We start from the raw sequence: 25398 nt of genomic DNA, 5'->3' as shown, positions 1-25398 counted from the left end.
CTCCTACAGAGATTACACACATTTTCCCGAAGCTGGTGCCCACGGAGCGCCAATCCCGAAAGATTGGCGCTCCAGGGTGATCAGTCGTGATGCTTGACGGTCAGATCACCACCGGCGATCAGGCTGTTGATCGCGGCACTGCCACTGCCCCAGCTGGCGCCATCGACCTTGATCGTAACATCGGCCGTACCGCCACCCTGCGCCGTGAACGAACCGCTGCTGCTGACACTCAGCGTCGAGTTGCCCGCCGAGTCGGTGCTCAACTTCAGGTAGCTGGTCAGGTTGGTGTCGTTACTGCCTTGCAGCAAATCGGACAGGTCCAACTTATCGCCTTCGCTGTGCTTGAAGTCGGTGATGGTATCGACGCCAGTCCCGGTGTTGGTATCCCCTTTGAGCCACACGAAGGTATCCGCCCCCGCGCCGCCGGTGAGGGTGTCATTGCCCTTGCCGCCCACCAGGATGTCGTTACCCGCCCCGCCGTTGAGCACGTCGTTACCGCCTTGGCCGAACAGAATGTCGTCGCCGGCGTTGCCGATCAGCTTGTCAGCGCCGTCGTTGGTGCCGTAGATGTTCGACGCGCTGGCCAATGCACCCACGTCAGCGACGTGCTCGGTGATGAACTGGTGCAAGGTACGGTCATCGATGTGATCGACGGTCGTGGCCAGTTTGTCGGCCGCGAACGCCTTGAGTGCAGCACTGCCTTCAAGGTTGTTGTAGCTGATCAGGTCGCCGAACAGAATGTCGTTGCCCGAACCACCGGTGAGGGTGTCGGCGCCGGTATCAGCCGCGTGGCCGGTGATGGCATCCGCCAGCTTCGCGGTGTCGATCGTGGAGACGTTATGATCGGTATCGAACTGCTTGAGCACAGCGGTATCAATGTTCGAGCCCAGACCGATGGCCTCGACGACAACCTTGCCTGGAACCGCGTTGACCAGATCGGAGTAGGCCGACTGGGCGTTGCTCATGGCGGCGCTGGAGTCGTTGTAGACCGACGCCACGTCAAAGCCGCCGCTGCTGTTGGCCACCACGGTGCCTTCGAGGTTTTTATTACCCCAACCATCGTAGGAATAGACCTTGCCGTCACCATCGACAATCACCTGCGTCCTGCCGTTGATTGTCGTTGTGACCGAGTTGGTCTGACCCAAGACGTAATTGCCGCTATTGACGATGCTATCAAAGTAAACATTCGAGCCGAACCAACTGGTCGAGCCCAGGAGAGGGTTACCCTGAATGGCGGTGTACATGTTCGGCTCACCGTCGGTAATGAAGTACGTCAGGTTTTTTGCACCCACATTGCTCGTGGCTTCGTCGCCTTTGAACCAGTTGGTGGCGGCGTTGAACGCATCCTGATAGTTGGTCATGTCGCTCGATTTTGACGTCATCTGAGTCAACACAGCCTGCAAGGCCGCTTTAGCGGCGTCCTTGTCGGCGAGGTTGACCGAGACCTGCGCTTCGACCCGCGTATCGAAGTCGACCAGCAGTACTTTCACAACACCCGAGTCGCTTTTACCGGCATTGCTGATCAAGGTATCGAACACGCTCGCAAGCTGCGCCTTGATCGACTTCATCGCACTGCTGCCGATACTGCCCGAGGTATCGACGATGAAGGCAATGTTGTAGTTGCTGCCCGCATTGACGATACCGCCTTTGTCACCGACCACCATGTTGTTGGCCGAGGAGCTGCTCAGGTCGATGACATCGGCAGCGCCGCCGCCTTCAGTCACCACATAAGCCTGTGGCGCAACGGTAATGGTGCTGGTGGCCACCGACGAACTCAGGCTGTCAGCACCTGCGTTGTCCTTCACAGAGATCTCGACGGTGCGATCACCCGTGGTCGGATACTTGCTGGTGCTGGAGTACTGGAACGACTCGAGCAACGACTTGTAGGTGGCCGTGTCAGCCGCGCCCGACAGGGTCAGGACGATTTTGCCACTGACGTCGGTGCCGACGCTGGTCAGGGTGACGCCGTTGTAAGTACCGCCCACGGTCACCAGGCTCGAGCTGAGCTGGTCGCCCGCGCTGGCGTTTTTCAAGGTGATGGTCGCGCTTTGCATCTGGCTGCTGTCGACGTCACCGATGGCTACGTTGCCGGTGATCGCTATCCCACCCGTACTGCGCTCCGAGTAGGCCGTGCTGTAGCTGGTGAGGACGGAACCGTCTGTGGTGCTCAGGTCCAGGGTCGGTGCGTCGTTGACCGAGGTCACGGTGATAGTGCCGTTGGCCGGGGCCGAGGTCAGCGGATTGCTGCCGTTAGCGTTGCCGCTGTCGGTGGCGGTGTAGGTGAAGTTCGCCGTGCCGTTGAAGTTCGCGTTCGGCTTGAAGTACACGGTGGCTTCGCCGTTGACCGCGGTAATCGCGCCGGTCACTGGTTTGGTCATCGCTGCGTCGGTGTAGAAGGTGCCGTTGGTTGGCGTGCCAACGGTGAACGACTTGACGTTGGTCAGGCCATCGACGTCGGTCGCGCTCAGCTTGACCGCGATGCCTACGCTTGGGTCTTCAGCACCGGTCGCGGTGGTTGCTGCAGCCACTGGCGCATCGTTGACCGGAGTCACGGTGATGCTGCCGTTGGCTGCTGGCGAGGTCAGTACGTTGCTGCCGTCAGCGTTGCCGCTGTCGGTGGCGGTGTAGGTGAAGTTCGCCGTGCCGTTGAAGTTCGCGTTCGGTTTGAAGTACACGGTGGCTTCGCCGTTGACCGCGGTAATCGCGCCGGTCACCGCTTTGGTCATCGCCGCGTCGGTGTAGAAGGTGCCATTGGTTGGCGTGCCGACGGTGAAGGATTTCACGTTCGCCAGGCCGTCTACGTCGGTCGCGCTCAGCTTGACCGCGATACCTACGCTTGGGTCTTCAGCACCCGTCGCAGTCGTGGCCACAGCCACCGGCGCGTCGTTGACCGCAGTGATCACCACGCTCACCTTGCCAGTCGTGACTTCTTCAACCTGCGTGCTCAACTCTTTGGCCGTTGCCGTCACAGTCAGATCGAAATTGGCAGTCGCATCCTTGGCCGGAGTGACGGTCAGGGTAGCCAGGTTCCAATTGCTGACATCGTACTGGGTGGTCGCACCCGTCGAGGTATAGCTGTGGCCCGTGGCGCCGTCGGTGATGACAGCGCCTTCAGGCAGGCCGCTGATTTCTACCTTGTGCGATTCCGACTGGTCATTGTCGACAAACGTGGTCGTGATCGGGCTGATCTTGATCGCAGTGTCTTCCAGGCCGTGGTTATAAACGTAGCCGGTGTAATAACCTTCTCCGTTGACCACATGAGCATCGTCAAACACCGCCCCGGCGGCTTTCAATGCTTCCAGGCTGGTATAGGTCTGCACGCCGCTGCTGCCCAACGCCATCGACGGGCCGTTGTTGATCGAGACATTGACGTCGTAGTTGCCCGGGCCGGCCTGGTTGTAGTGATAGATGTCGAGGGTGTAATAACCCGACTCTGTCGGCGTAAAGGGGGTTGCGTTGATCCCGGTGCCCTGGCTCCAGGTCTCGGTCGACACCAACTTGCCGCCGACGGTAACCGCCAGGCTGTCATCGGCGCTGCCGGTGAAGCTGTAGCTCTTGCCGGCTTCCAGGTAAATCAGGCCGGAGACTTTGGTCGCGGTGAGTTCCACCACATTAGCGTTGCTCACGTTGGTGGTCACACCCGTGGAGGCTGCGCTGTCAGGCGTTTGAGCGTTGATGACCCGGATCAAATCGCTGGACTGAACAACCCCATTACCGTTCGTACCCAATGCACCCGGCAGGTTGCCGCCGGTCCAGGTTTGAATGGTCAAGCCGGTTGGCACGTCACCGAATGCGCCGACGGTCACGACAGGAACGTCCGTCACTGGGTGGATATCCACGGTGATGGTTTTCGTATCGCTGTTGAGCTGGCCGTCGGTCGCCTGGAACTTCAGCTCGGTGTAATCACCCTGCTTGTTACCGACGCCGGCGTTGCCGAAGCTGTTATCGCCCGACTCGTTGGCCGCTGGGCTGTAACGCACATTGTGATTGTCGAAGTCGGCCTGGCTGAAGGCCTTGCCCGGCGACGTATCGGTTTTCAGATCAGCCGCGCTGAGCTTGACCCAGACACCGTCGACTTTGTACTCGATGGCACCGTTGGGCAGGCTGGTGAAGACGACTTTCAGGTCCGTGGAATCCACATCGTTGACCCCGAACGTCGACCATTTCAGCTCGACTGGGGTGTCTTCGTTGCTTTCTACATAGCCATTGCTCGCAGTCGGCGCGTCGTTGACCGGAGTTACGGTGATGGTGCCGTTGGCAGGTGCCGAGGTCAGCGGGCTGCCGCCGTCGGCGATACCGCCGTCGGTCGCGGTGTAAGTGAAGTTGGCCGTGCCGTTGAAGTTTTCGTTTGGCTTGAAGTACACGGTGGCTTCGCCGTTGACCGCGGTGATCGCGCCGGTTACCGGTTTAGTCATGGCTGCATCGGTGTAGAACGTGCCGTTGGTTGGCGTGCCGACGGTGAACGATTTCACGTCTGCCACACCGTCTACGTCGGTCGCGCTCAGTTTGACCGCGATACCTACGCTTGGGTCTTCAGCACCGGTCGCGGTAGTGGTCACAGCCACAGGCGCGTCGTTGACCGGGGTCACGGTGATGGTGCCGTTAGCCGGAGCTGAGGTCAGCGGGCTACCGCCGTCAGCGATACCGCCGTCGGTCGCGGTGTAAGTGAAGTTCGCGGTGCCGTTGAAGTTTTCGTTTGGCTTGAAGTAAACGGTCGCTTCGCCGTTGACGGCATCAATCGAGCCGGTCACCGGTTTGGTCATCGCCGCGTCGGTGTAGAACGTGCCGTTGGTAGGCGTGCCGACAGTGAAGGATTTCACGTCTGCCACGCCGTCTACGTCGGTGGCGCTCAGCTTGACCGCGATACCTACGCTTGGGTCTTCAGCACCGGTCGCGGTAGTGGTCACAGCCACAGGCGCGTCGTTGACCGGAGTTACGGTGATGGTGCCGTTGGCTGGAGCCGAAGTCAGCGGGCTGCCGCCGTCGGCAATACCACCGTCGGTGGCGGTGTAAGTGAAGTTCGCAGTGCCGTTGAAGTTTTCGTTTGGCTTGAAGTAAACGGTCGCTTCGCCGTTGACGGCATCAATCGAGCCGGTCACCGGTTTGGTCATCGCCGCGTCGGTGTAGAACGTGCCGTTGGTAGGCGTGCCGACAGTGAAGGATTTCACGTCTGCCACGCCGTCTACGTCGGTGGCGCTCAGCTTGACCGCGATACCTACGCTTGGGTCTTCAGCACCGGTCGCGGTAGTGGTCACAGCCACAGGCGCGTCGTTGACCGGAGTTACGGTGATGGTGCCGTTGGCTGGAGCCGAAGTCAGCGGGCTGCCGCCGTCGGCAATACCACCGTCGGTGGCGGTGTAAGTGAAGTTCGCAGTGCCGTTGAAGTTCGCGTTCGGCTTGAAGTAAACGGTCGCTTCGCCGTTGACCGCGTCAATCGAGCCAGTCACTGGCTTGGTCATGGCCGCATCGGTGTAGAACGTGCCATTGGTTGGCGTGCCGACGGTGAAGGATTTCACGTCTGCCACGCCGTCTACGTCGGTGGCGCTCAGTTTGACCGCGATACCTACGCTTGGGTCTTCAGCACCGGTTGCGGTAGTGGTCACAGCCACAGGCGCGTCGTTGACCGGAGTTACGGTGATGGTGCCGTTGGCTGGAGCCGAAGTCAGCGGGCTGCCGCCGTCAGCGATACCGCCGTCGGTAGCGGTGTAAGTGAAGTTCGCGGTGCCGTTGAAGTTTTCGTTTGGCTTGAAGTAAACGGTCGCTTCGCCGTTGACGGCATCAATCGAGCCGGTCACCGGTTTGGTCATCGCCGCGTCGGTGTAGAACGTGCCGTTGGTAGGCGTGCCGACAGTGAAGGATTTCACGTCTGCCACGCCGTCTACGTCGGTGGCGCTCAGCTTGACCGCGATACCTACGCTTGGGTCTTCAGCACCGGTCGCGGTAGTGGTCACAGCCACAGGCGCGTCGTTGACCGGGGTCACGGTGATGGTGCCGTTAGCCGGAGCTGAGGTCAGCGGGCTACCGCCGTCAGCGATACCGCCGTCGGTCGCGGTGTAAGTGAAGTTCGCGGTGCCGTTGAAGTTCGCGTTCGGCTTGAAGTAAACGGTCGCTTCGCCGTTGACCGCGTCAATGGAACCGGTCACCGGTTTGGTCATGGCCGCATCGGTGTAGAACGTGCCATTGGTTGGCGTGCCGACGGTGAAGGATTTCACGTCCGCCACGCCATCTACATCGGTCGCGCTCAGTTTGACCGCGATACCTACGCTTGGATCTTCAGCACCGGTCGCGGTAGTGGTCACAGCCACAGGCGCGTCGTTGACCGGGGTCACGGTGATGGTGCCGTTGGCAGGTGCCGAGGTCAGCGGGCTACCGCCGTCAGCGATACCGCCGTCGGTCGCGGTGTAAGTGAAGTTCGCGGTGCCGTTGAAGTTCGCGTTCGGCTTGAAGTAAACGGTCGCTTCGCCGTTGACCGCGTCAATCGAGCCAGTCACTGGCTTGGTCATGGCCGCATCGGTGTAGAACGTGCCATTGGTTGGCGTGCCGACGGTGAAGGATTTCACGTCTGCCACACCGTCTACGTCGGTCGCGCTCAGTTTGACCGCGATACCTACGCTTGGGTCTTCAGCACCGGTTGCGGTAGTGGTCACAGCCACTGGCGCGTCGTTGACCGGAGTCACGGTGATGGTGCCGTTGGCCGGAGCCGAGGTCAGCGGGCTGCCGCCGTCGGCAATACCGCCGTCGGTGGCGGTGTAGGTGAAGTTCGCCGTGCCGTTGAAGTTCGCGTTTGGTTTGAAGTACACCGTGGCTTCGCCGTTGACCGCATCAATAGCGCCGGTCACTGGCTTGGTCATGGCCGCATCGGTGTAGAACGTGCCGTTGGTAGGCGTGCCGACGGTGAACGATTTCACGTCTGCCACGCCGTCTACGTCAGTGGCCGAAAGCTTAACTTCGATACCCTGGACCGGATCTTCGGAACCCGTTGCAGTGGTCGGTGCGGCGACCGGCGCGTCGTTCACCGCAGTCACAGTGATAGTGCCGTTGGCAGGCGCAGAGGTCAGCGGGCTGCCGCCGTCGGCAATACCACCGTCGGTCGCGGTGTAAGTGAAGTTGGCGGTGCCGTTGAAGTTCGCGTTCGGCTTGAAGTAAACGGTGGCTTCGCCGTTGATCGCGTCAATCGAGCCAGTCACTGGCTTGGTCATGGCGGCGTCGGTGTAGAAGGTGCCGTTGGTTGGCGTGCCGACGGTGAAGGATTTCACGTCTGTCACGCCGTCTACGTCAGTGGCGCTCAGCTTGACTTCGATGCCTTGAACCGGATCTTCGGAACCCGTTGCGGTGGTCGGTGCGGCGACCGGCGCATCGTTGACCGGAGTTACGGTGATGGTGCCGTTGGCTGGAGCCGAGGTCAGCGGGCTGCCGCCGTCAGCAATACCGCCGTCGGTAGCGGTGTAAGTGAAGTTGGCGGTGCCGTTGAAGTTTTCGTTTGGCTTGAAGTAAACGGTCGCTTCGCCGTTGACCGCGTCGATCGAGCCAGTTACTGGCTTGGTCATGGCGGCATCGGTGTAGAACGTGCCGTTGGTTGGCGTGCCGACGGTGAAGGATTTCACGTCTGCCACGCCGTCTACATCGGTCGCGCTCAGTTTGACCGCGATACCTACGCTTGGGTCTTCAGCACCGGTCGCGGTAGTGGTCACAGCCACAGGCGCGTCATTGACCGGGGTCACAGTGATGGTGCCGTTGGCAGGCGCAGAGGTCAGCGGGCTGCCGCCGTCAGCGATACCGCCGTCGGTGGCGGTGTAGGTGAAGTTCGCCGTGCCGTTGAAGTTCGCGTTCGGCTTGAAGTAAACGGTCGCTTCGCCGTTGACCGCGTCAATCGAGCCGGTCACCGGTTTGGTCATCGCCGCGTCGGTGTAGAACGTGCCGTTGGTTGGCGTGCCGACGGTGAACGATTTCACGTCTGCCACGCCGTCTACGTCGGTGGCGGACAGCTTGACCGCGATACCTACGCTTGGGTCTTCAGCACCGGTCGCGGTAGTGGTCACAGCCACAGGCGCGTCGTTGACCGGAGTCACGGTAATGGTGCCGTTGGCCGGAGCTGAGGTCAGCGGGCTGCCGCCGTCGGCAATACCACCGTCGGTCGCGGTGTAAGTGAAGTTGGCGGTGCCGTTGAAGTTCGCGTTCGGCTTGAAGTAAACGGTGGCTTCGCCGTTGATCGCGTCAATCGAGCCAGTCACTGGCTTGGTCATGGCGGCATCGGTGTAGAACGTACCGTTGGTTGGCGTGCCGACGGTGAAGGATTTCACGTCTGCCACACCGTCTACGTCAGTGGCCGAAAGCTTAACTTCGATGCCCTGGACCGGATCTTCAGAACCCGTTGCAGTGGTCGGTGCTGCGACCGGCGCGTCGTTCACCGCAGTCACGGTGATGGTGCCGTTGGCTGGAGCCGAGGTCAGCGGGCTGCCGCCGTCAGCAATACCGCCGTCGGTAGCGGTGTAGGTGAAGTTCGCCGTGCCGTTGAAGTTCGCGTTTGGTTTGAAGTAAACGGTGGCTTCGCCGTTGACCGCGTCGATCGAGCCAGTTACTGGCTTGGTCATGGCGGCATCGGTGTAGAACGTGCCGTTGGTAGGCGTGCCGACGGTGAAGGATTTCACGTCTGCCACGCCGTCTACGTCGGTGGCGGACAGTTTGACCGCGATACCTACGCTTGGATCTTCAGCACCGGTCGCGGTAGTGGTCACAGCCACAGGCGCGTCGTTGACCGGAGTCACAGTGATAGTGCCGTTGGCAGGTGCTGAGGTCAGCGGGCTGCCGCCGTCAGCAATACCGCCGTCGGTGGCGGTGTAGGTGAAGTTCGCCGTGCCGTTGAAGTTCGCGTTTGGTTTGAAGTAAACGGTCGCTTCGCCGTTGACCGCGTCAATCGAGCCAGTCACTGGCTTGGTCATCGCCGCATCGGTGTAGAACGTGCCGTTGGTAGGCGTGCCGACGGTGAACGATTTCACGTCCGCCACACCGTCTACATCAGTGGCCGAAAGCTTAACTTCGATACCCTGGGCCGGATCTTCGGAACCCGTTGCGGTGGTCGGTGCTGCGACCGGCGCGTCGTTCACCGCAGTCACGGTGATAGTGCCGTTAGCAGGCGCGGAGGTCAGCGGGCTGCCGCCGTCAGCAATGCCGCCGTCGGTAGCGGTGTAGGTGAAGTTCGCGGTGCCGTTGAAGTTCTCGTTTGGCTTGAAGTAAACGGTCGCTTCGCCGTTGACTGCGTCAATGGAACCGGTCACCGGTTTGGTCATCGCCGCGTCGGTGTAGAACGTGCCGTTGGTTGGCGTGCCGACGGTGAAGGATTTCACGTCTGCCACGCCGTCTACGTCGGTGGCGGACAGTTTGACCGCGATACCTACGCTTGGATCTTCAGCACCGCTCGCGGTAGTGGTCACAGCCACAGGCGCATCGTTGACCGGAGTTACGGTGATGGTGCCGTTGGCAGGTGCTGAGGTCAGCGGGCTGCCGCCGTCAGCAATGCCACCGTCGGTGGCGGTGTAAGTGAAGTTGGCGGTACCGTTGAAGTTCGCGTTCGGCTTGAAGTAAACGGTGGCTTCGCCGTTGATCGCGTCAATCGAGCCAGTCACTGGCTTGGTCATGGCCGCATCGGTGTAGAACGTGCCATTGGTTGGCGTGCCGACGGTGAACGATTTCACGTCCGCCACGCCGTCTACGTCAGTGGCCGAAAGCTTAACTTCGATACCCTGGACCGGATCTTCAGAACCCGTTGCAGTGGTCGGTGCGGCAACCGGCGCATCGTTCACGGCAGTCACAGTGATGGTGCCGTTGGCCGGAGCCGAGGTCAGCGGGTTGCTGCCGTCAGCGTTGCCGCTGTCGGTGGCCGTGTAGGTGAAGTTCGCCGTGCCGTTGAAGTTCGCATTTGGCTTGAAGTAAACCGTGGCTTCGCCGTTGACCGCATCAATCGAGCCGGTCACCGGTTTGGTCATCGCCGCATCGGTATAGAACGTACCGCTGGTCGACGTGCCAACCGCGAACGATTTCACGTTCTCCACGCCATCGATATCAGTAGCCGAAAGTTTGACTTCGATACCTTGAACCGGATCTTCGGAACCGGTCGCGGTAGTCGCGATAGCTTCTGGCGCATCGTTAACGGCAATCACGTTGATCGGCAGGGTGATCGACTCGGACTTCGGATCAGCCGTGCCGTCCTGCGCGGTGGCAGTGACAGTGAGGTTCACCAGGCCGTTGGCGTTTTCCGCCGGGGTGAAGACCAGGGTGGCCTTGTTCCAGTTGCTGATGTCGACGCTTTGATTGCCAGCCGTCGCGGTGAAGGTGTGGCCCGGCGTGCCATCGGTGATGGTCGCGTTGAGCGGTATGCCACCGACTTCCAGCTTGAGCGTCTCGGAACCATCCTTGTCGGTGGCGTATGCGTCGATGGTCGACAGCTTGATCGCATGGTCTTCCAGGCCGGTGTTCAGCACCTGGGTGACGTTGATGTTGTCCAGCACGCCGCCCAACGAGTTGTTTGCATCCCCGGCCGGGGCTTTGAACTCGAGTTTGGCATCGCCGTCAGCGGTGACCGGCACGACGAAGGTGTAAGTCTTCATGCCGACGGTGGTGGTATCCAGGGTGCCGACTTTGACGCCGCCCCAGAATACGTCGATCACCGAATTGTTCTCAGCACCCGCACGCGGCGAGTAGTCGACCGAGATGGTGTAGGCCGTGCCGGCTTCTGCCTTGATGATGGTGTACAGGCTGGAGTCGTCGCCGGCGTTTTTCTCAAGCTCGATGACCTGGCTGTTGCCTGGGGTCTCTACGCCGTAGTTGCTGCTTTGGCCGATTTCGACTTGGCCGCCGGCATTCCCCGTGAGCCACGGAGTGCTCGGGGTGCCACTGACAGGCGCGTTGTTGGCGTCATTTACCCCGACGATGCCCCACGAACCATTGAGGTTGGCGCTGTCGAAGTTGATCGAGGTCACAGGGCCGCCGCCGAGCAGGCCCAGGTGCGGAGTGTCGGTAACCGGCGCGATCGTGATGTCGGCCGTCGTTACGGCGCTCGATTTACCGCCGTTGTCGACCGCAGTGAACGTCACCTCGGTTTTGCCGCTCCAGTCGCCGGTCGGGGCGAAGTAAACCGCGGCTTTGCCGTCGGCACCCGCTGGCACCGAGTCGCCGACTTTGAGTTCGGTTTGCAGCGTGGCATCGCTGTACAGCTTGCCATTTTCCGGCAAGGTGGTGATGACAAAGCTGGAGACGGTACCGTCCACATCCTTGCCGTCCAGCACGATCTTGGCGGTATGGTCTTCATCGGCGGTGGTGTTGTCGGCCGATGCAGTCGGGGCGTCGTTGAACAGGTCGATAGTGACCTTGCCAGTGGCGCTGCCGGTTTCCGGCGGTTCGCGATCCAGGTTGCCGCCACCGTTGTCAGTCACATCGATGGTGACGGTACGATCGGTACCGACAGGGTTATTGCCCGGGCTCTGGAAGGTGATGGCTTCAACCAGTTTGACGAAGTCGGCGGCGCTGCTGCCGGCCTTCGAGTCGCTGGTGAGGGTGTAGACGATTTTCCCGTCGGCGGCGCTGCCGCTCTGGGTGATGGTGATCCCGGCAACGGCCAGGGCCTTGAGCACATCGGTATTGCTGAGCAAATCACCTGCAGCCAGGTGGTCGACGGTGACCACGACTTTGCTGAAGGTGGTGTTGTCGACGTCTTTGATGGTCAGGTTTTCGACCAGCGCGACTGCGTCTTTTTGCTCAGTGAATGTGGTGCTGTCGAACTTGACCTCAGGCGGATCGTTCACCGGAACCACGTACACCACGGAGGTGACAGGCGCCGAATCCAGCTGGCCGTCGTTGACGGTGATGGTCAGGGTGCGATTGGCCGGGTCCGGGTTCTCGCTTTCGCTGGCGAAGTGTACCGAACGCAGGACTTCCTGGTACTCAGCCGTGGTGGCCTCACCGGACAAGGTCAAGATGCCCGTGGCCTTGTCGTAGCTGACTGCAATTTTGGTGTTGCTGACATCTGCGATCAGTACATCGTCTGCCAGGTGGTTGACGAGTGTGACTTTGGCGCTTTGCAGGGTGCCGTTGTCGACGTCGCTGACGGTCAGGTTCGCCGCCACGTAGCCGCCAGGCTTGCCTTCAATATAGGTGTCGCCGAATGCGTTGGTCGAGGCGTTGCCCAGTACCGGAGCGTCGTTCACCGCAGTCACGGTGATGGTGCCGTTGGCTGGAGCCGAGGTCAGCGGGCTGCCGCCGCCAGCAATGCCGCCGTCGGTGGCGGTGTAGGTGAAGTTCGCGGTGCCGTTGAAGTTTTCGTTTGGCTTGAAGTAAACGGTGGCTTCACCGTTGACCGCGTCGATCGAGCCGGTTACCGGCTTGGTCATGGCCGCGTCGGTGTAGAAGGTGCCGTTGGTTGGGGTGCCGACGGTGAAGGATTTCACGTCTGCCACGCCGTCTACGTCGGTGGCGCTCAGTTTGACTTCGATGCCTTGAACCGGATCTTCGGAACCCGTTGCGGTGGTCGGTGCGGCGACCGGCGCATCGTTGACCGGAGTCACGGTGATGGTGCCGTTGGCCGGAGCCGAGGTCAGCGGGCTGCCGCCGTCAGCGATACCGCCGTCGGTCGCGGTGTAGGTGAAGTTCGCGGTGCCGTTGAAGTTTTCGTTTGGCTTGAAGTAAACGGTGGCTTCGCCGTTGACTGCGTCAATCGAGCCAGTCACTGGCTTGGTCATGGCGGCGTCGGTGTAGAACGTGCCGTTGGTTGGGGTGCCGACGGTGAACGATTTCACGTCTGTCACGCCATCTACGTCGGTCGCGCTCAGTTTGACTTCGATGCCTTGAACCGGATCTTCAGAACCCGTTGCGGTGGTCGGTGCGGCGACCGGTGCATCGTTGACCGGAGTCACGGTGATGGTGCCGTTGGCCGGAGCCGAGGTCAGCGGGCTGCCGCCGTCAGCAATACCGCCGTCGGTCGCGGTGTAGGTGAAGTTCGCGGTGCCGTTGAAGTTTTCATTTGGCTTGAAGTAAACGGTGGCTTCGCCGTTGACGGCGTCGATCGAGCCGGTCACCGGTTTGGTCATGGCGGCGTCGGTGTAGAACGTGCCGTTGGTAGGCGTGCCGACAGTGAACGATTTCACGTCCGCCACGCCGTCTACGTCCGTCGCGCTCAGTTTGACCGCGATACCTACGCTTGGATCTTCAGCACCCGTTGCGGTAGTGGCCGCAGCCACTGGTGCATCGTTGACCGGGGTCACGGTGATAGTGCCGTTGGCAGGCGCAGAGGTCAGCGGGCTGCCGCCGTCAGCAATACCGCCGTCGGTGGCGGTGTAGGTGAAGTTCGCGGTGCCGTTGAAGTTTTCATTTGGCTTGAAGTAAACCGTGGCTTCGCCATTGACCGCATCAATAGCGCCGGTCACCGGTTTGGTCATCGCCGCATCGGTGTAGAACGTGCCATTGGTAGGCGTGCCGACGGTGAACGATTTCACGTCTGTCACGCCATCTACGTCGGTCGCGCTCAGTTTGACTTCGATGCCTTGAACCGGATCTTCGGAACCCGTTGCGGTGGTCGGTGCGGCAACCGGCGCGTCGTTGACCGCAGTCACGGTGATGGTGCCGTTGGCCGGAGTAGACGTCAGCGGGTTGGTGCCGTCAGCATTGCCGCTGTCGGTCGCGGTGTAGGTGAAGTTTGCGGTGCCGTTGAAGTTTTCGTTCGGTTTGAAGTAAACCGTGGCTTCGCCGTTGACCGCGTCGATCGAGCCGGTTACCGGCTTGGTCATGGCAGCATCGGTGTAGAACGTGCCATTGGTTGGCGTGCCGACGGTGAACGATTTCACGTTCTCCACGCCATCGATATCAGTGGCCGAAAGCTTGACTTCGATGCCCTGGGCCGGATCTTCAGAACCGGTCGCGGTAGTGGCGACAGCTTCTGGCGCATCGTTGACCGCAGTCACGGTGATAGTGCCGTTGGCCGGAGTAGAAGTCAGCGGGTTGGTGCCATCAGCATTGCCGCTGTCGGTCGCGGTGTAGGTGAAGTTCGCCGTGCCGTTGAAGTTTTCGTTCGGTTTGAAGTAAACCGTGGCTTCGCCGTTGACCGCGTCGATCGAGCCGGTTACCGGCTTGGTCATGGCCGCATCGGTGTAGAACGTGCCGTTGGTAGGCGTGCCGACGGTGAACGATTTCACGTTCTCCACGCCATCGATATCAGTGGCCGAAAGCTTGACTTCGATGCCCTGGGCCGGATCTTCAGAACCGGTCGCAGTGGTCGCCACAGCCACCGGCGCATCGTTCACCGCAGTGACAGTGATGGTGCCGTTGGCTGGGGTCGAAGTCAGCGGGTTGCTGCCGTCAGCGTTGCCGCTGTCGGTCGCGGTATAAGTGAAATTCGCGGTGCCGTTGAAGTTTTCGTTTGGCTTGAAGTAAACAGTCGCTTCGCCGTTGACCGCATCAATCGAGCCAGTCACCGGTTTGGTCATGGCAGCATCGGTGTAGAACGTGCCATTGGTTGGCGTGCCGACAGTGAACGATTTCACGTTGTCCACGCCGTCTACGTCGGTGGCCGAAAGCTTGACTTCAATACCCTGGGCCGAATCTTCAGAGCCCGTCGCAGTGGTCGCCACAGCCTCAGGCGCATCGTTGACCGCCGTCACAGTGACAGTGCCGTTAGCCGGCGCAGAGGTCAGCGGGTTGCTGCCGTCAGCGTTGCCACTGTCGGTCGCGGTGTAGGTGAAGTTCGCGGTGCCGTTGAAGTTTTCGTTCGGCTTGAAGTACACGGTGGCTTCGCCATTGACCGCGTCAATCGCGCCAGTCACCGGCTTGGTCATGGCAGCGTCGGTGTAGAACGTGCCGTTGGCCGACTCGCCGACGGTGAACGATTTCACGTTCGCCAGGCCATCCACATCGGTCGCGCTCAGCTTGACCGCAATGCCTACGCTTGGATCTTCAGTCCCGGTTGCAGTGGTCGCGATCGCTTCCGGTGCATCGTTGACCGCCGTCACAGTGACAGTGCCGTTAGCCGGAGCAGAGGTCAGCGGGTTGCTGCCATCCGCGTTGCCGCTGTCGGTCGCGGTATAGGTGAAATTCGCGGTGCCGTTGAAGTTTTCGTTCGGCTTGAAGTAAATCGTCGCTTCGCCGTTGACCGCGTCGATCGAGCCGGTCACCGGTTTGGTCATGGCCGCGTCGGTGTAGAACGTGCCATTGGTTGGCGTGCCAACAGTGAACGATTTCACGTTCGCCAAACCATCCCCATCGGTCGCACTCAGTTTGACCGCAATGCCCTGGGCCGGATCTTCAGCTCCGTTCGCTGCGACCACCACTGCCACCGGCGCGTCGTTAACCGGCGTCACCGTCACGTCCAGCGTGCTGCTCGAACCGGTATTGGTGGTGTAGCCGATTTGCGGCACTTCACCGTTGTAATCCTTGACCGGGGTAAACGCATACGCACCATCCGCACCGATGGTGACGGTACCGACACCTTCGACAATGGCGGTTTGGCCTGCGTTATACGTGGTGCCGCCAACGGTGAACGTCGCGACGGTCAGCACGTTGTCGATGTCGCTGTCATTGCTCAGCACGTTGCCAGTGGCAACCTGCTCCTCGGCAACCGTGTTGGTGTCTGCGACCAGCACGCTCGGGTTGTCGACAGCGATCACGGTGGTAGTGGCGGCTTCCGGGTTGATCGCCAGGTTTTCGTAGTTACCGCCGCTTGCACCGGTGATGGTGGCGCTGACGGTCAGGTCTTTGCCATCGGCCAGGTTTGCCGGCGTATCGACGCTGACGGTGCCCGTGGTTTTACCGGCTTCGATGGTGATGGTGGTGTTGTTGGACAGCGTGATGGTGACGTCGGTCTGCGCGGCGTTGTTCACGGTCGCGGTATAAACGATCTTGCCGCCCTCATCGACCGACGCGTTCGCGCTCAGCGTGACGGTGGTGGTGTCGATGGTGTCATTGATCTGCGTAACGGCCGGCGCCGGGTCGGTGGTGATGATCAGGTTGCCGCCGCCGGACGTGCCGGTGATGGTGGCGGAGATCGACGAGGCATCCAGGTAAGGCGTGTCATTGCCCGCGAACGTGACGTTCAGCGCGCCCGCGGTCTGGCCGGCGAGGACCACGACAGACAAGCCGTTGGACAAGGTGACGGTCAGGTCACTGGTCGGCGCCTGGGTGACAAACACGGTGTAAACCACGACGCCGCCGGCTTCGGTGATGCTCGGCGTGGCAGTCAAGGTGATGGTGACGCTGCGCGGATCGAGGCTGTTATTGGTAGCGGCGGTGAACAGGCTGGTCGCGGCATCGGCGGCATTCAAGCCGTTCGTCGGATAACCGATGGTAGGGTCAACCGTGCCTGCGGTGGCGTCCAGCACGACAAAGCTGTGGCCGCCACCCACGGCGCCGTCCGCGCCAGCGGCAGTCGGGCCGGCAGCTGTGGCTTCAAGGTCTTGGGTCGGGTCGGCACCGGCAGCGATGGCTTGCTGCAGTTCGGCAACGGAGGGTGCTTCCTGGGCAGTGGCGGCACTCAGGTCGGTCACTGAGTCAGGCGTGTTCGCGCTCCATTGCGTGTCGCGCCCCAGGTCAAGGGTGCGGCCATCGGCAAGCTCCAGCGACACGGAGCCGGCAGGACCGGTTTCCACCTGCTCCCCTGCAAACAAACGATCCCCTTCTACCAGCAGGCGACGAATCCCTTCCGGGGATACCGCAAACACTTGACCGACAATGCTTTTGACGACCGCAACGCTGCTCATAAAAGACTCTCCGTGTATTACCGTTCAGGGGGCATCCATCATGGAGACCGGCCTTTCTCTCTAGTGCCGATTCAATAGCTGGAGTACGTTAAACCCATGTAAAAAATTTGGCGTCAATATTTTGGTGTTTTGCTCGACGAATTACTTTTCCGTCAAGGTATTGACCTATTTGGCGCCATCCTAAACAATCCGCCCGGTAATGTCACATTGATATTTACACGGCATCGCGACTTTCTGTTTGCACCGTCCAGCACTCATGACAAGCAGTGATTTCGGTTGCCAATCCAATGCACTATTTCAAGTTTGTTGCGGTTTTCCAGGCAACCAATCCCCAGGGAAGAATCACAATGCGTTTGCACTTATTCAAAGCTTTGCCTTTTGCTCTAGCCGCCAGTTTCGTACAGGCTCAAACGCTGACGGAAGCGATGCAGAAAGCGGTGGAAGTCCATCCGGAGATCCAAGCGGGTGTCAATGCGCGCATTGCTGCTGACTACCAAGTCGACGCAGCCAAAGGCGGCTACTTGCCTAAAGTCGACTTGCTGGGCGGTTATGGCCGTGAAAGCTCGGACAACACCACCACCCGCGCGGCCAGCAACAGCCACGATTGGAAAACCATGAACCGCGGCGAATCGACCATTCGTCTGCAGCAAAACCTGTTCCAGGGTTTTGGCACCCAAAATGAAGTAGGCCGCCAACAAGCCACCGCCAATTCCCGCGGTTATGCGCTGCTCAACACGACCGAGCGCACCGCCCTGACGGTCGCCCAGGTTTATCTGGATGTCTTGACCCGTCGCGAGATGGTGCAACTGGCAGAAGAGAACCTGAAAAGCCACGAACGCATTTTTGACCAGATCAAATTGCGCACCAGCCGTGGCGTCGGAAGAATGGCGGACATGGACCAGGCCGAAGCCCGTCTGGCTCAGGCTCGAAACAACCTGATCACCGAACAGACCAACCTGGCTGACGCCAATACCAACTACATGAGCGTTGTCGGCCAAGAGCCTGACCAACTGGAAAAGCCAGCGGGCATCGTGACCTTGCTGCCAGCCAGCCTGGATGACGCACGCCGCCAGATGATTGCCGACAGCCCGGTATTGCGCTCTGCCGAATCGGATATCACCGCCGCTGAAAAGCAGTACGAATCCGCCAAGTCGACCTTCTACCCGCGCTTCGATGCGGTACTGCAACGTTCGGCCAACGACAACATCGCCGGCGACCCAGGCCATGACAACAGCTATTCCGCCATGCTGAACATGCAGTTCAACCTGTTCAACGGCGGCACCGACAAGGCCAACCTGCAGTCCAAGGCTTCCCAGGCCTCCCAGGCGCTGGACATCCGCAACAACGCCCTGCGTCAGCTGAACGAAGAGCTGGGCCTGGCGTGGAACGCCTACAACAACGCCACCCAGCAGGTGCCGATCGCGCAGGAATACGTGGACCGCAGCACGCGAGTACGTACCTCGTATCAACAGCAGTTCAGCCTCGGTGAGCGTACACTGCTCGACTTGCTCGACAGCGAGAATGAACTGTTCACCGCTCAGCAGCGTCTGGCGCAGATCAAAAACCTGCAGATCTACACGCAGTATCGAATCAAGGCCGACATGGGCCAACTGCTGAGAAGTCAGGGCGTGGTAGCGCCGATGGCATCGGTTGTGCAGAACGATATTAAACCGTCGGTAAACCTGCCAGGGATGAACTGATTCTTGACGGCGTTGGACCACTCAACTGCAGTAAGAGAGAGTCAGCTTGGATTCTGAAATAGGTGTGGCGCAACTCAACCATGACCCGCGCAGTCAGCATGACGACCCCTTGCTGGACGGGTTGTTGACACTCTGCTCACTGCATTACAAACCCGCCAGCCGCGCAATGCTGACCACTGGGCTGCCACTCGCGGCCCAGCGTCTGAGCGCCGAGCTGCTGCCGCGTGCAGCCGCTCGGGCGGGTTTGCAGGGGCGGTTGCTGCAGCGCAAGCTGGAACAGATTCCATCCATCGCACTGCCCGCCATGCTGCTGCTCAAGGAAGGGCGCAGCGCGGTGCTGTTGGGCTGGGAAGGCGACACGGCGCGACTGCTGCTCAGCGAAAGCGACGGCGGCGAAGTACAGGTCAGCCGTGAAACCTTGAGTCAGGATTACAGCGGTCGGGTATTTTTCGCCCAACCGCAGCATAAATTTGACATCACCAGCGGCACGCTGATCCCGCGCGCACGCTCGTGGTTTCGAGACACCCTCAAGCGCTCGCGCTGGCTCTACGCCGACGCAATCGCCGCGAGCCTGGTGATCAACCTGATCGCCCTGGCCGCACCACTGTTTGTGATGAACGTGTACGACCGCGTGGTCCCCAACCAGGCCACCGCCACCTTGTGGGTGCTGGCCATCGGTATCTGCGGCGCGTACTTGTTCGATCTGCTGCTCAAGAGCCTGCGCAGTTTATGCCTGGACCTGGCGGGCAAAAAAACCGACCTGATCATCTCCGCGACGCTGTTCGAGCGCATCGTGGGCATGGCCATGAAAGTGCGCCCGGCGCGGGTCGGCAGCTTTGCGCAGAACATCCATGAATTCCAGGGGATGCGCGACTTCCTCACCTCGCTGACCCTCGCGAGCCTGATCGACCTGCCCTTCACCCTGATCATCCTGGTGGTGATCGCCATGCTCGGCGGCCACCTGGTGTGGATTCCGATCATCGCCTTCCCGCTGGCCCTGGGTATCGGCCACATGCTCCAGAAACCGCTGACTGCGACACTGGAGCGCACCATGGCCCTGGGCGCCGAGCGTCAGTCGAGCCTGATCGAAACCCTCGCCGGGCTCGATGCGGTCAAGGTCAATAACGCAGAAAGCGAGCGCCAGTATCAATGGGAACAGACCATTGGCACCCTCAGCCGCCTGGAACTGCGGGTCAAGGTGTTGTCCGGCCTGGCCATGAACATCACCTTGCTGATCCAGCAAGTGGCCGGCGTGGCGATGATCATTTTCGGCGTGTACCAGATCATTGATGGCGCCCTCAGCATGGGCGGCCTCGTTGCCTGCTACATGCTCAGCGGCCGCGCACTGGGCCCGTTGGCGCAACTGTCGGGGCTGCTGACGCGTTACCAGCAAGCCAAGGTGACGATGGTCTCGGTCGACCAGATGATGGAGTTGCCGCAAGAACGCAACTACGACGAACGCCCGCTCAGCCGCAAGGCGCTGCAAGGCGCGATGACGTTCCGCGAAGTCGACTTCACCTACCCGAACCAACAAAACCTGGCGCTGCGCGGCATCAACCTGAATGTGCGGGCGGGCGAGAAGATCGGCATCATCGGGCGCAGCGGCTCGGGCAAAAGCTCGCTGGCCAAACTGCTGGTCGGTCTTTACCAGCCGGATTCGGGCTCGTTGCTGGTCGATGGCGTGGACATTCGCCAGATCGATGTCAGCGAATTGCGCCACAACATCGGCTACGTGGCCCAGGACATCCAACTGCTGGCCGGCACCTTGCGCGACAACCTCGTCTCGGGCGCACGCTACGTGGACGACGAAATGGTGCTGCAAGCCGCAGAACTGGCCGGCGTGCATGAATTTGCCAGACTGCATCCGCAAGGTTACGAACTGCAAGTGGGCGAACGCGGGCAAAACCTCTCCGGCGGCCAGCGACAAAACGTCGCCCTCGCCCGTGCATTGCTATTGAACCCACCGATCCTGCTGCTGGACGAACCGACCAGCGCCATGGACAACACCGGCGAAGAGCGCCTGAAACAGCGCTTGCAGTCGGTGATCGAAAACAAGACGGTGATTCTGGTCACCCACCGCGCCTCGCTGTTGAGCCTGGTGGATCGCCTGCTGGTGATCGACCGTGGCCAGATACTCGCGGACGGTCCAAAAGCGGCCGTCATGGAAGCGCTGAAAAAGGGGCAGATCAGTGTTGCTTAAATCCGGCCCACGCCGCTTGAAAGACGTCATCTTCGGCTATTTCAGAGGCACCGACTCGCTCGAAGACCAGCCCTTGCCCGAAGTCGAAAAAGCCCTGGTCGACGACGCCCCGCGCATCGTGCGCCTGACCATTTGGGGCGTGATCGGCTTCTTCGTGTTCCTGATACTGTGGGCGCACTTTGCGATCATCGATGAAGTGACCAAAGGCGAAGGCAAGGCGATCCCCTCCTCGCGCATCCAGAAAATCCAGAACCTGGAAGGCGGCATCGTCGCCCAGATCTACGTGCATGAAGGCCAAATCGTCGACGCCGGTGCGCCGCTGGTACGCCTGGACGACACACGCTTTGCCTCCAACGTCGGCGAAACCGAAGCCGACCGCGTGGCCATGGAACTGCGCGTGGAGCGCCTCAGCGCCGAAGTCGAAAATCGCCCGCTGAACATTACCGAAGACGCGCGCAAAGCCGTGCCCAACCAGGCTTCGAACGAAGAGTCGCTGTACCTGAGCCGACGCCAGCAACTGTCGGACGAAATCGGCGGGCTGCAACAACAACTGCTGCAACGCCAGCAGGAACTGCGTGAATTCGCCTCCAAGCAGGACCAATACCGCAACAGCCTGAACCTGCTGCGCCAGGAGATCGGCATGTCCGAACCGCTGGTCCAACAGGGCGCGGTCTCGCCGGTAGAAGTGCTGCGCCTCAAACGCTCCGAAGTGGAAACCCGCGGCATGCTCGACGGCACCACCCTGGCCATCCCCCGCGCCCAGGCCGCCATCAACGAAGTGCAACGCAAAATCGACGAGACCCGCGGCAAATTCCGCAGCGAAGCCCTGGCTCAACTGAACGAAGCGCGCACCAACCTGAGCAAGGCCCAAGCCACCTCCAAAGGCCTGGAAGACCGCGTCAGCCGCACCATGGTCACCTCCCCCGTGCGCGGTATCGTCAAGCAAATGCTGGTCAACACCGTGGGCGGCGTGATCCAGCCCGGCAGCGACATCGCCGAAGTCGTACCGCTGGACGATACCTTGCTGGTAGAAGCCAAGATCCGCCCGCAAGACATCGCCTTCCTCCACCCCGGCCAGGAAGCAATGATCAAATTCACCGCCTACGACTACACCATCTACGGCGGCCTCAAAGGCAAACTCGAACAGATCGGCGCCGACACCGTGATGGATGAAGAGAAGAAAAACACCTTCTACGTCATCAAACTGCGCACCGACCGCAGCCACCTCGGCACCGACGACAAACCCCTGCTGATCATCCCCGGCATGGTGGCCTCTGTGGACATCATCACCGGCAAGAAGAGCATCTTGAGCTACCTGCTCAAGCCAATCATCAAATCCCGCGCAGAGGCCATGCACGAGCGCTGATCGGGGCATTTGGCTGCGGGAGAAGCGGGTAAATGCAGGGCGAAGGGCGAAAACTTGGGTTTTCGCAAAAATAGTCAGATTTCAGGGGTTTACAGAACTTTTTCAATCGCTATAATCGTCGCCCTAACACGCCGGTATAGCTCAGTTGGTAGAGCAACTGACTTGTAATCAGTAGGTCCCGGGTTCGACTCCTGGTGCCGGCACCATATTAAAAAGCCTCGCAGCGATGCGAGGCTTTTTTTTGCCTGACGAAATGTCCTTCCAGCCCGGCCTTCGGTGGGAGCATCTCCCAAGGCGACGAGTAGCGCTGATGCAGAGCCAAACAGCTAGTTGAATAAGCTATACTCTCGGGCACACATCCGTGGAGAGCAGACGTGGAAAAGCTGAGTTTTCAAGCCAAAAAAGCCTACTTCGCCAAACACCGTAAATCCAACTTCGCGGCCAGCTTGCGCCTCGAGGGTTTTACGACCTCTCCAAATGACGATCACAAGCTTCCCACTCGCGAAGCTGCGCTCATGGCCGTTCGGCAAATCAAAGCTTGAGTAGTAATGACAAATACGGGGTCGATCAGGATCCCTACTGTTACCGGGGAACAGGTACCCTCAAAAACCTACTTGATTTGCATGATGAGGACGACCTCAACGAGGCCGAACGCTATCTCACCGAGGCTGCCGCAGAGCGCGCTTGAGTTCATAGAGCCGCCATACAGCCTGGATACTCTGAAACAAATTCATCGTACCCTATTCTCGGCTATCTATAGTTGGGCCGGCGAGCTCCGGACGGTAAAGATCAGCAAAGGTGGAAATCAGTTCTGCGTCCCTGACCGCATAGAGCCGGAAGCCGCCAGAGAATTCCGAAAAGTCGAGTCCAACGGCTGGTTTGAAGGCTATTCACGCGACTTACTGCTCAAAGCCGTCGCCGAGTCCTACAGTACGTTGAACGTCGCACATCCCTTCCGAGAAGGTAACGGACGAGCCCAGCGGATGCTGTTCGAATGGATCATCATCAACGCGGGTTACGAGATCAATTGGTGGGAAGTCGACAAACAAGAATGGATTAAAGCGAATCATCAGTCATTTCATGGCGACGATGGCCCGCTGATCCAGATATTTGATCGTTGCATTGGTCTGCCGATCATGGAAGACAATGCAGACGACGCCTGATGGGGAGTGAACAAGCCCCATGAAAAAAGACAGGACAGCGTTTCCCCCGGCGACCAGCTATACAAGCGCTACACACTTTTGTGACAGGTAAAGAAAAGGGCCACCATTGCCGGCAGCCCTTGAAAGTACGCTTGATATTCATATACACGCCCTCAAGCAGGGGTGTGGGGGTCTCACCCTACGCTGATGATCCAACCATCGACGGGGTTCCTACGCCAGTTATAGCCGCTGGATGGCAACTGGTTTCGCGCTCACGGCTAAATTAGGAAAATAGGGGTCAGAGCATGTTTTCAATAATGGTGGTCTGACCCCTGTTTCCCGACAAATCATAAAAATCAGGCCTATACTTTGGCAATTGAAAAACACACGCGCACACTTCTACCTATATATGCCCCCTACGAGCTCATCTATCAATCCATTCTATGCCTCGATCCATACGCAACCGCCCATTCACCTGTAAAAACAACTGCCTGATCGACCGTATTTCATTATTCATATACACCCGATCAATCTTTTCCACATCCCCAAACCCCGCCGCATTTTCCGGCATGGAAAATAGGGGTCAGAGCATGTTTTCAATAATGGTAGTCTGCCCCTGTTTCCCAAACTGTTCGACGGCGGCGGCATGTACCTTTTCGTCAAACCCAATGGCGTGAAGACCTGGCGCTTGAAGTACACCAAGCCCAGCGGCAAGGAAGGTACGCTCATCATTGGCAATTACCCCATCGTTACCGCCAACCTCTCCCGGTCGCGGCTCATCAGCGACCGAGGCTAAAAACTCCATTAACTCAGAGAATGCCGCACAGTTTACGTAAATGTTCACGCGGCTCACCACCGGCAAGTATCATTACTCACCCTGAATTATTTTTGCTCCGTATTGAAACTGAGCCTCATTAACTCGGATCATCTCTCCAATGAAGGTTACAGACTGCCCAACGTGTAATGGACCTCCAGACACCACGTCCGAGTCGGAAAAGGTATAGTGATTGAGATTTTTTGTGTTCTTATCTGCAATTACCCCCCCCGAGCGCTCAGAACTATATGACAGTACCGTACCGGAAAGTATGGTCATTCCCACCCTATACGGCCTACCTTGAACCAAGGTAGCTCTATATCCAGGGGTCCCGCCACTTAAAGATACTTCTTCAGTAAAAAACACAAGCTGGTCTTTTTCCAACGTCTCACCAGATACCACGTCCGAGTCATGAAAAACATAACGTTTCATGCTTCCCGCCTCGTCGCCTATCGTCCCCGTCTGGTACTTGGGATCATAAAATAAAACCTTTCCATTAAGAGTGGCCATGTGCACGCCTCCGAATAGTATGTTTGAAATTGCAAACATTTAAGCAAATTCACTATCACGAACCCGTGTACTATTCCACAGCATCAAAATGGCCAACACTGTTAGAAACAACAGGAAGTTAGATTAATTTGAATTATCCCTTATCGCCGGTGGTTTACTCCGTGAAGGCGCCTGCTCTCAGTGCTGCGTGTACAGGTCAATTGCTTGGAGAACAGCGGTCAATAGGGGCAAGGCCATATTTTCAATCAGATAACGAAAATCATGTTCTTCCCCTGACTCCCCCTAACGCCCAAAACCATCAAACCCCCAACTACTCCGACAACGACTCGATCATCTGCCCATGACACACCGCCAAAATCTCATCCGCCAGCGCCGAGTCGTCAGGGCAGGCGCGCGATAGCGTGATCGCGCCGACCGCGCGTGCCAGCAGGTCGATCATTTTCTGCCTTGCCTCACCCGGCGCCGCATCCGGGCCGGTCGGGTATTTTTCGCCGAGCGTTTGCAGCATGTGCTCGATGCCTTCAGCGAATGCCGATTTCAAGTCGCCCGATTGACGCGCTGCGTCACCGCACAGCGCTGCCATGGTGCAACCCGTGGCGCGTCTGTCGCGATGCTCCCTGGAGACGTACAGATCGATGAAGTCCTTCACGCTCAATGCTTCGGCGTTGGCCAGTGAGTGCGCAAGGCTGTTGGCCGAGGCTTCGGCCATCAGGTCGGCCTTTGAAGCGAAATGTTTGTAGAAACCGCCATGGGTGAAACCGGCGGCGGCCATCAGGTCGGCCACGCCGACTCCGTCAAAGCCGCGCTCGCGAAACACGACTGACGCCGTTTCGACGATGTGCTCCCGATTTGCCTGGGCCTGAGCCTTGGACACTCGCATGTTCGATACCTCTCTACCGCTGAAATTCATCGGCTGATGATACATAGATG

7 protein-coding genes, 1 tRNA gene and 3 pseudogenes are annotated in these 25398 nt (G+C 59.5%); 7 read left to right on the top strand and 4 right to left on the bottom strand.

Features of this window, described 5'->3' with window-relative positions; genetic code table 11:
- Positions 1-80: 80 nt before the first annotated feature.
- Complete coding sequence (locus ACP7E3_RS28150) at positions 81-16736, bottom strand: retention module-containing protein (protein ID WP_426125068.1); 16656 nt, start codon at positions 16734-16736, stop codon at positions 81-83.
- A gap of 347 nt (positions 16737-17083) precedes the next feature.
- Between ACP7E3_RS28150 and ACP7E3_RS28145 the strand changes: the two genes are divergently transcribed.
- The 6 genes and pseudogenes from ACP7E3_RS28145 (at position 17084) to ACP7E3_RS28120 (ending at position 23165) form a co-directional block, all read left to right on the top strand.
- Positions 17084-18436 (top strand): TolC family outer membrane protein, encoded by a 1353-nt coding sequence (locus tag ACP7E3_RS28145; RefSeq protein WP_046385019.1) that lies wholly within the window; start codon positions 17084-17086, stop codon positions 18434-18436.
- A 46-nt stretch (positions 18437-18482) separates the two neighbouring features.
- On the top strand, positions 18483-20636 hold the full coding sequence (locus ACP7E3_RS28140) for a type I secretion system permease/ATPase (RefSeq protein ID WP_102618928.1): 2154 nt from the start codon (positions 18483-18485) through the stop codon (positions 20634-20636).
- Positions 20626-22002, top strand: a complete 1377-nt coding sequence (locus ACP7E3_RS28135) for an HlyD family type I secretion periplasmic adaptor subunit (RefSeq protein WP_046385021.1) — start codon at positions 20626-20628, stop codon at positions 22000-22002. The genes ACP7E3_RS28140 and ACP7E3_RS28135 overlap by 11 nt, the downstream gene beginning before the upstream one ends.
- Positions 22003-22132: 130 nt before the next feature.
- Positions 22133-22208, top strand: a tRNA-Thr gene (locus ACP7E3_RS28130).
- A 168-nt stretch (positions 22209-22376) separates the two neighbouring features.
- Entirely contained in the window at positions 22377-22544 is a 168-nt protein-coding gene (locus tag ACP7E3_RS28125) for a YhfG family protein (RefSeq protein ID WP_090234743.1), read from the top strand.
- Positions 22541-23165 (top strand): annotated as a pseudogene (locus ACP7E3_RS28120) (Fic/DOC family protein). Before ACP7E3_RS28125 ends, ACP7E3_RS28120 begins: the two are co-directional and overlap by 4 nt.
- Before the next feature lie 403 nt (positions 23166-23568).
- Here ACP7E3_RS28120 and ACP7E3_RS28115 read toward each other — a convergent pair.
- A pseudogene (locus tag ACP7E3_RS28115) lies at positions 23569-23715 on the bottom strand (phage portal protein); the annotation flags it as partial.
- Between the two features lie 54 nt (positions 23716-23769).
- Here ACP7E3_RS28115 and ACP7E3_RS28110 point away from each other — a divergent pair.
- A pseudogene (locus ACP7E3_RS28110) lies at positions 23770-23919 on the top strand (Arm DNA-binding domain-containing protein); the annotation flags it as partial.
- Positions 23920-24012: 93 nt separating this feature from the next.
- Here the strand turns inward: ACP7E3_RS28110 and ACP7E3_RS28105 are convergent.
- Positions 24013-24468: a hypothetical protein gene (locus ACP7E3_RS28105; RefSeq protein WP_017848534.1), complete on the bottom strand. Its 456-nt coding sequence runs from the start codon at positions 24466-24468 to the stop codon at positions 24013-24015.
- Positions 24469-24778: 310 nt separating this feature from the next.
- Positions 24779-25348 carry a TetR/AcrR family transcriptional regulator gene (locus ACP7E3_RS28100; protein WP_046488718.1) on the bottom strand — a complete coding sequence of 190 codons (570 nt, stop codon included), beginning with the start codon at positions 25346-25348 and terminating at the stop codon, positions 24779-24781.
- Between the last annotated feature and the right edge of the window lie 50 nt (positions 25349-25398).

Source organism: Pseudomonas sp. PSPC2-3, from assembly GCF_049898265.1.
GTDB classification, from domain to species: domain Bacteria; phylum Pseudomonadota; class Gammaproteobacteria; order Pseudomonadales; family Pseudomonadaceae; genus Aquipseudomonas; species Aquipseudomonas veronii.
Note: the sequence above shows the minus strand (reverse complement) of the source record. Positions and strands in the feature narration are given on the sequence as shown.

Bases quoted from the DNA above. Each gene is read 5' to 3' on its own strand.
- ACP7E3_RS28145 (WP_046385019.1), top strand. From the start codon at position 17,084: ATGCGTTTGCACTTATTCAAAGCTTTGCCTTTTGCTCTAGCCGCCAGT.
- ACP7E3_RS28105 (WP_017848534.1), bottom strand. From the start codon at position 24,468: ATGGCCACTCTTAATGGAAAGGTTTTATTTTATGATCCCAAGTACCAG.
- ACP7E3_RS28150 (WP_426125068.1), bottom strand. From the start codon at position 16,736: ATGAGCAGCGTTGCGGTCGTCAAAAGCATTGTCGGTCAAGTGTTTGCG.
- ACP7E3_RS28100 (WP_046488718.1), bottom strand. From the start codon at position 25,348: ATGCGAGTGTCCAAGGCTCAGGCCCAGGCAAATCGGGAGCACATCGTC.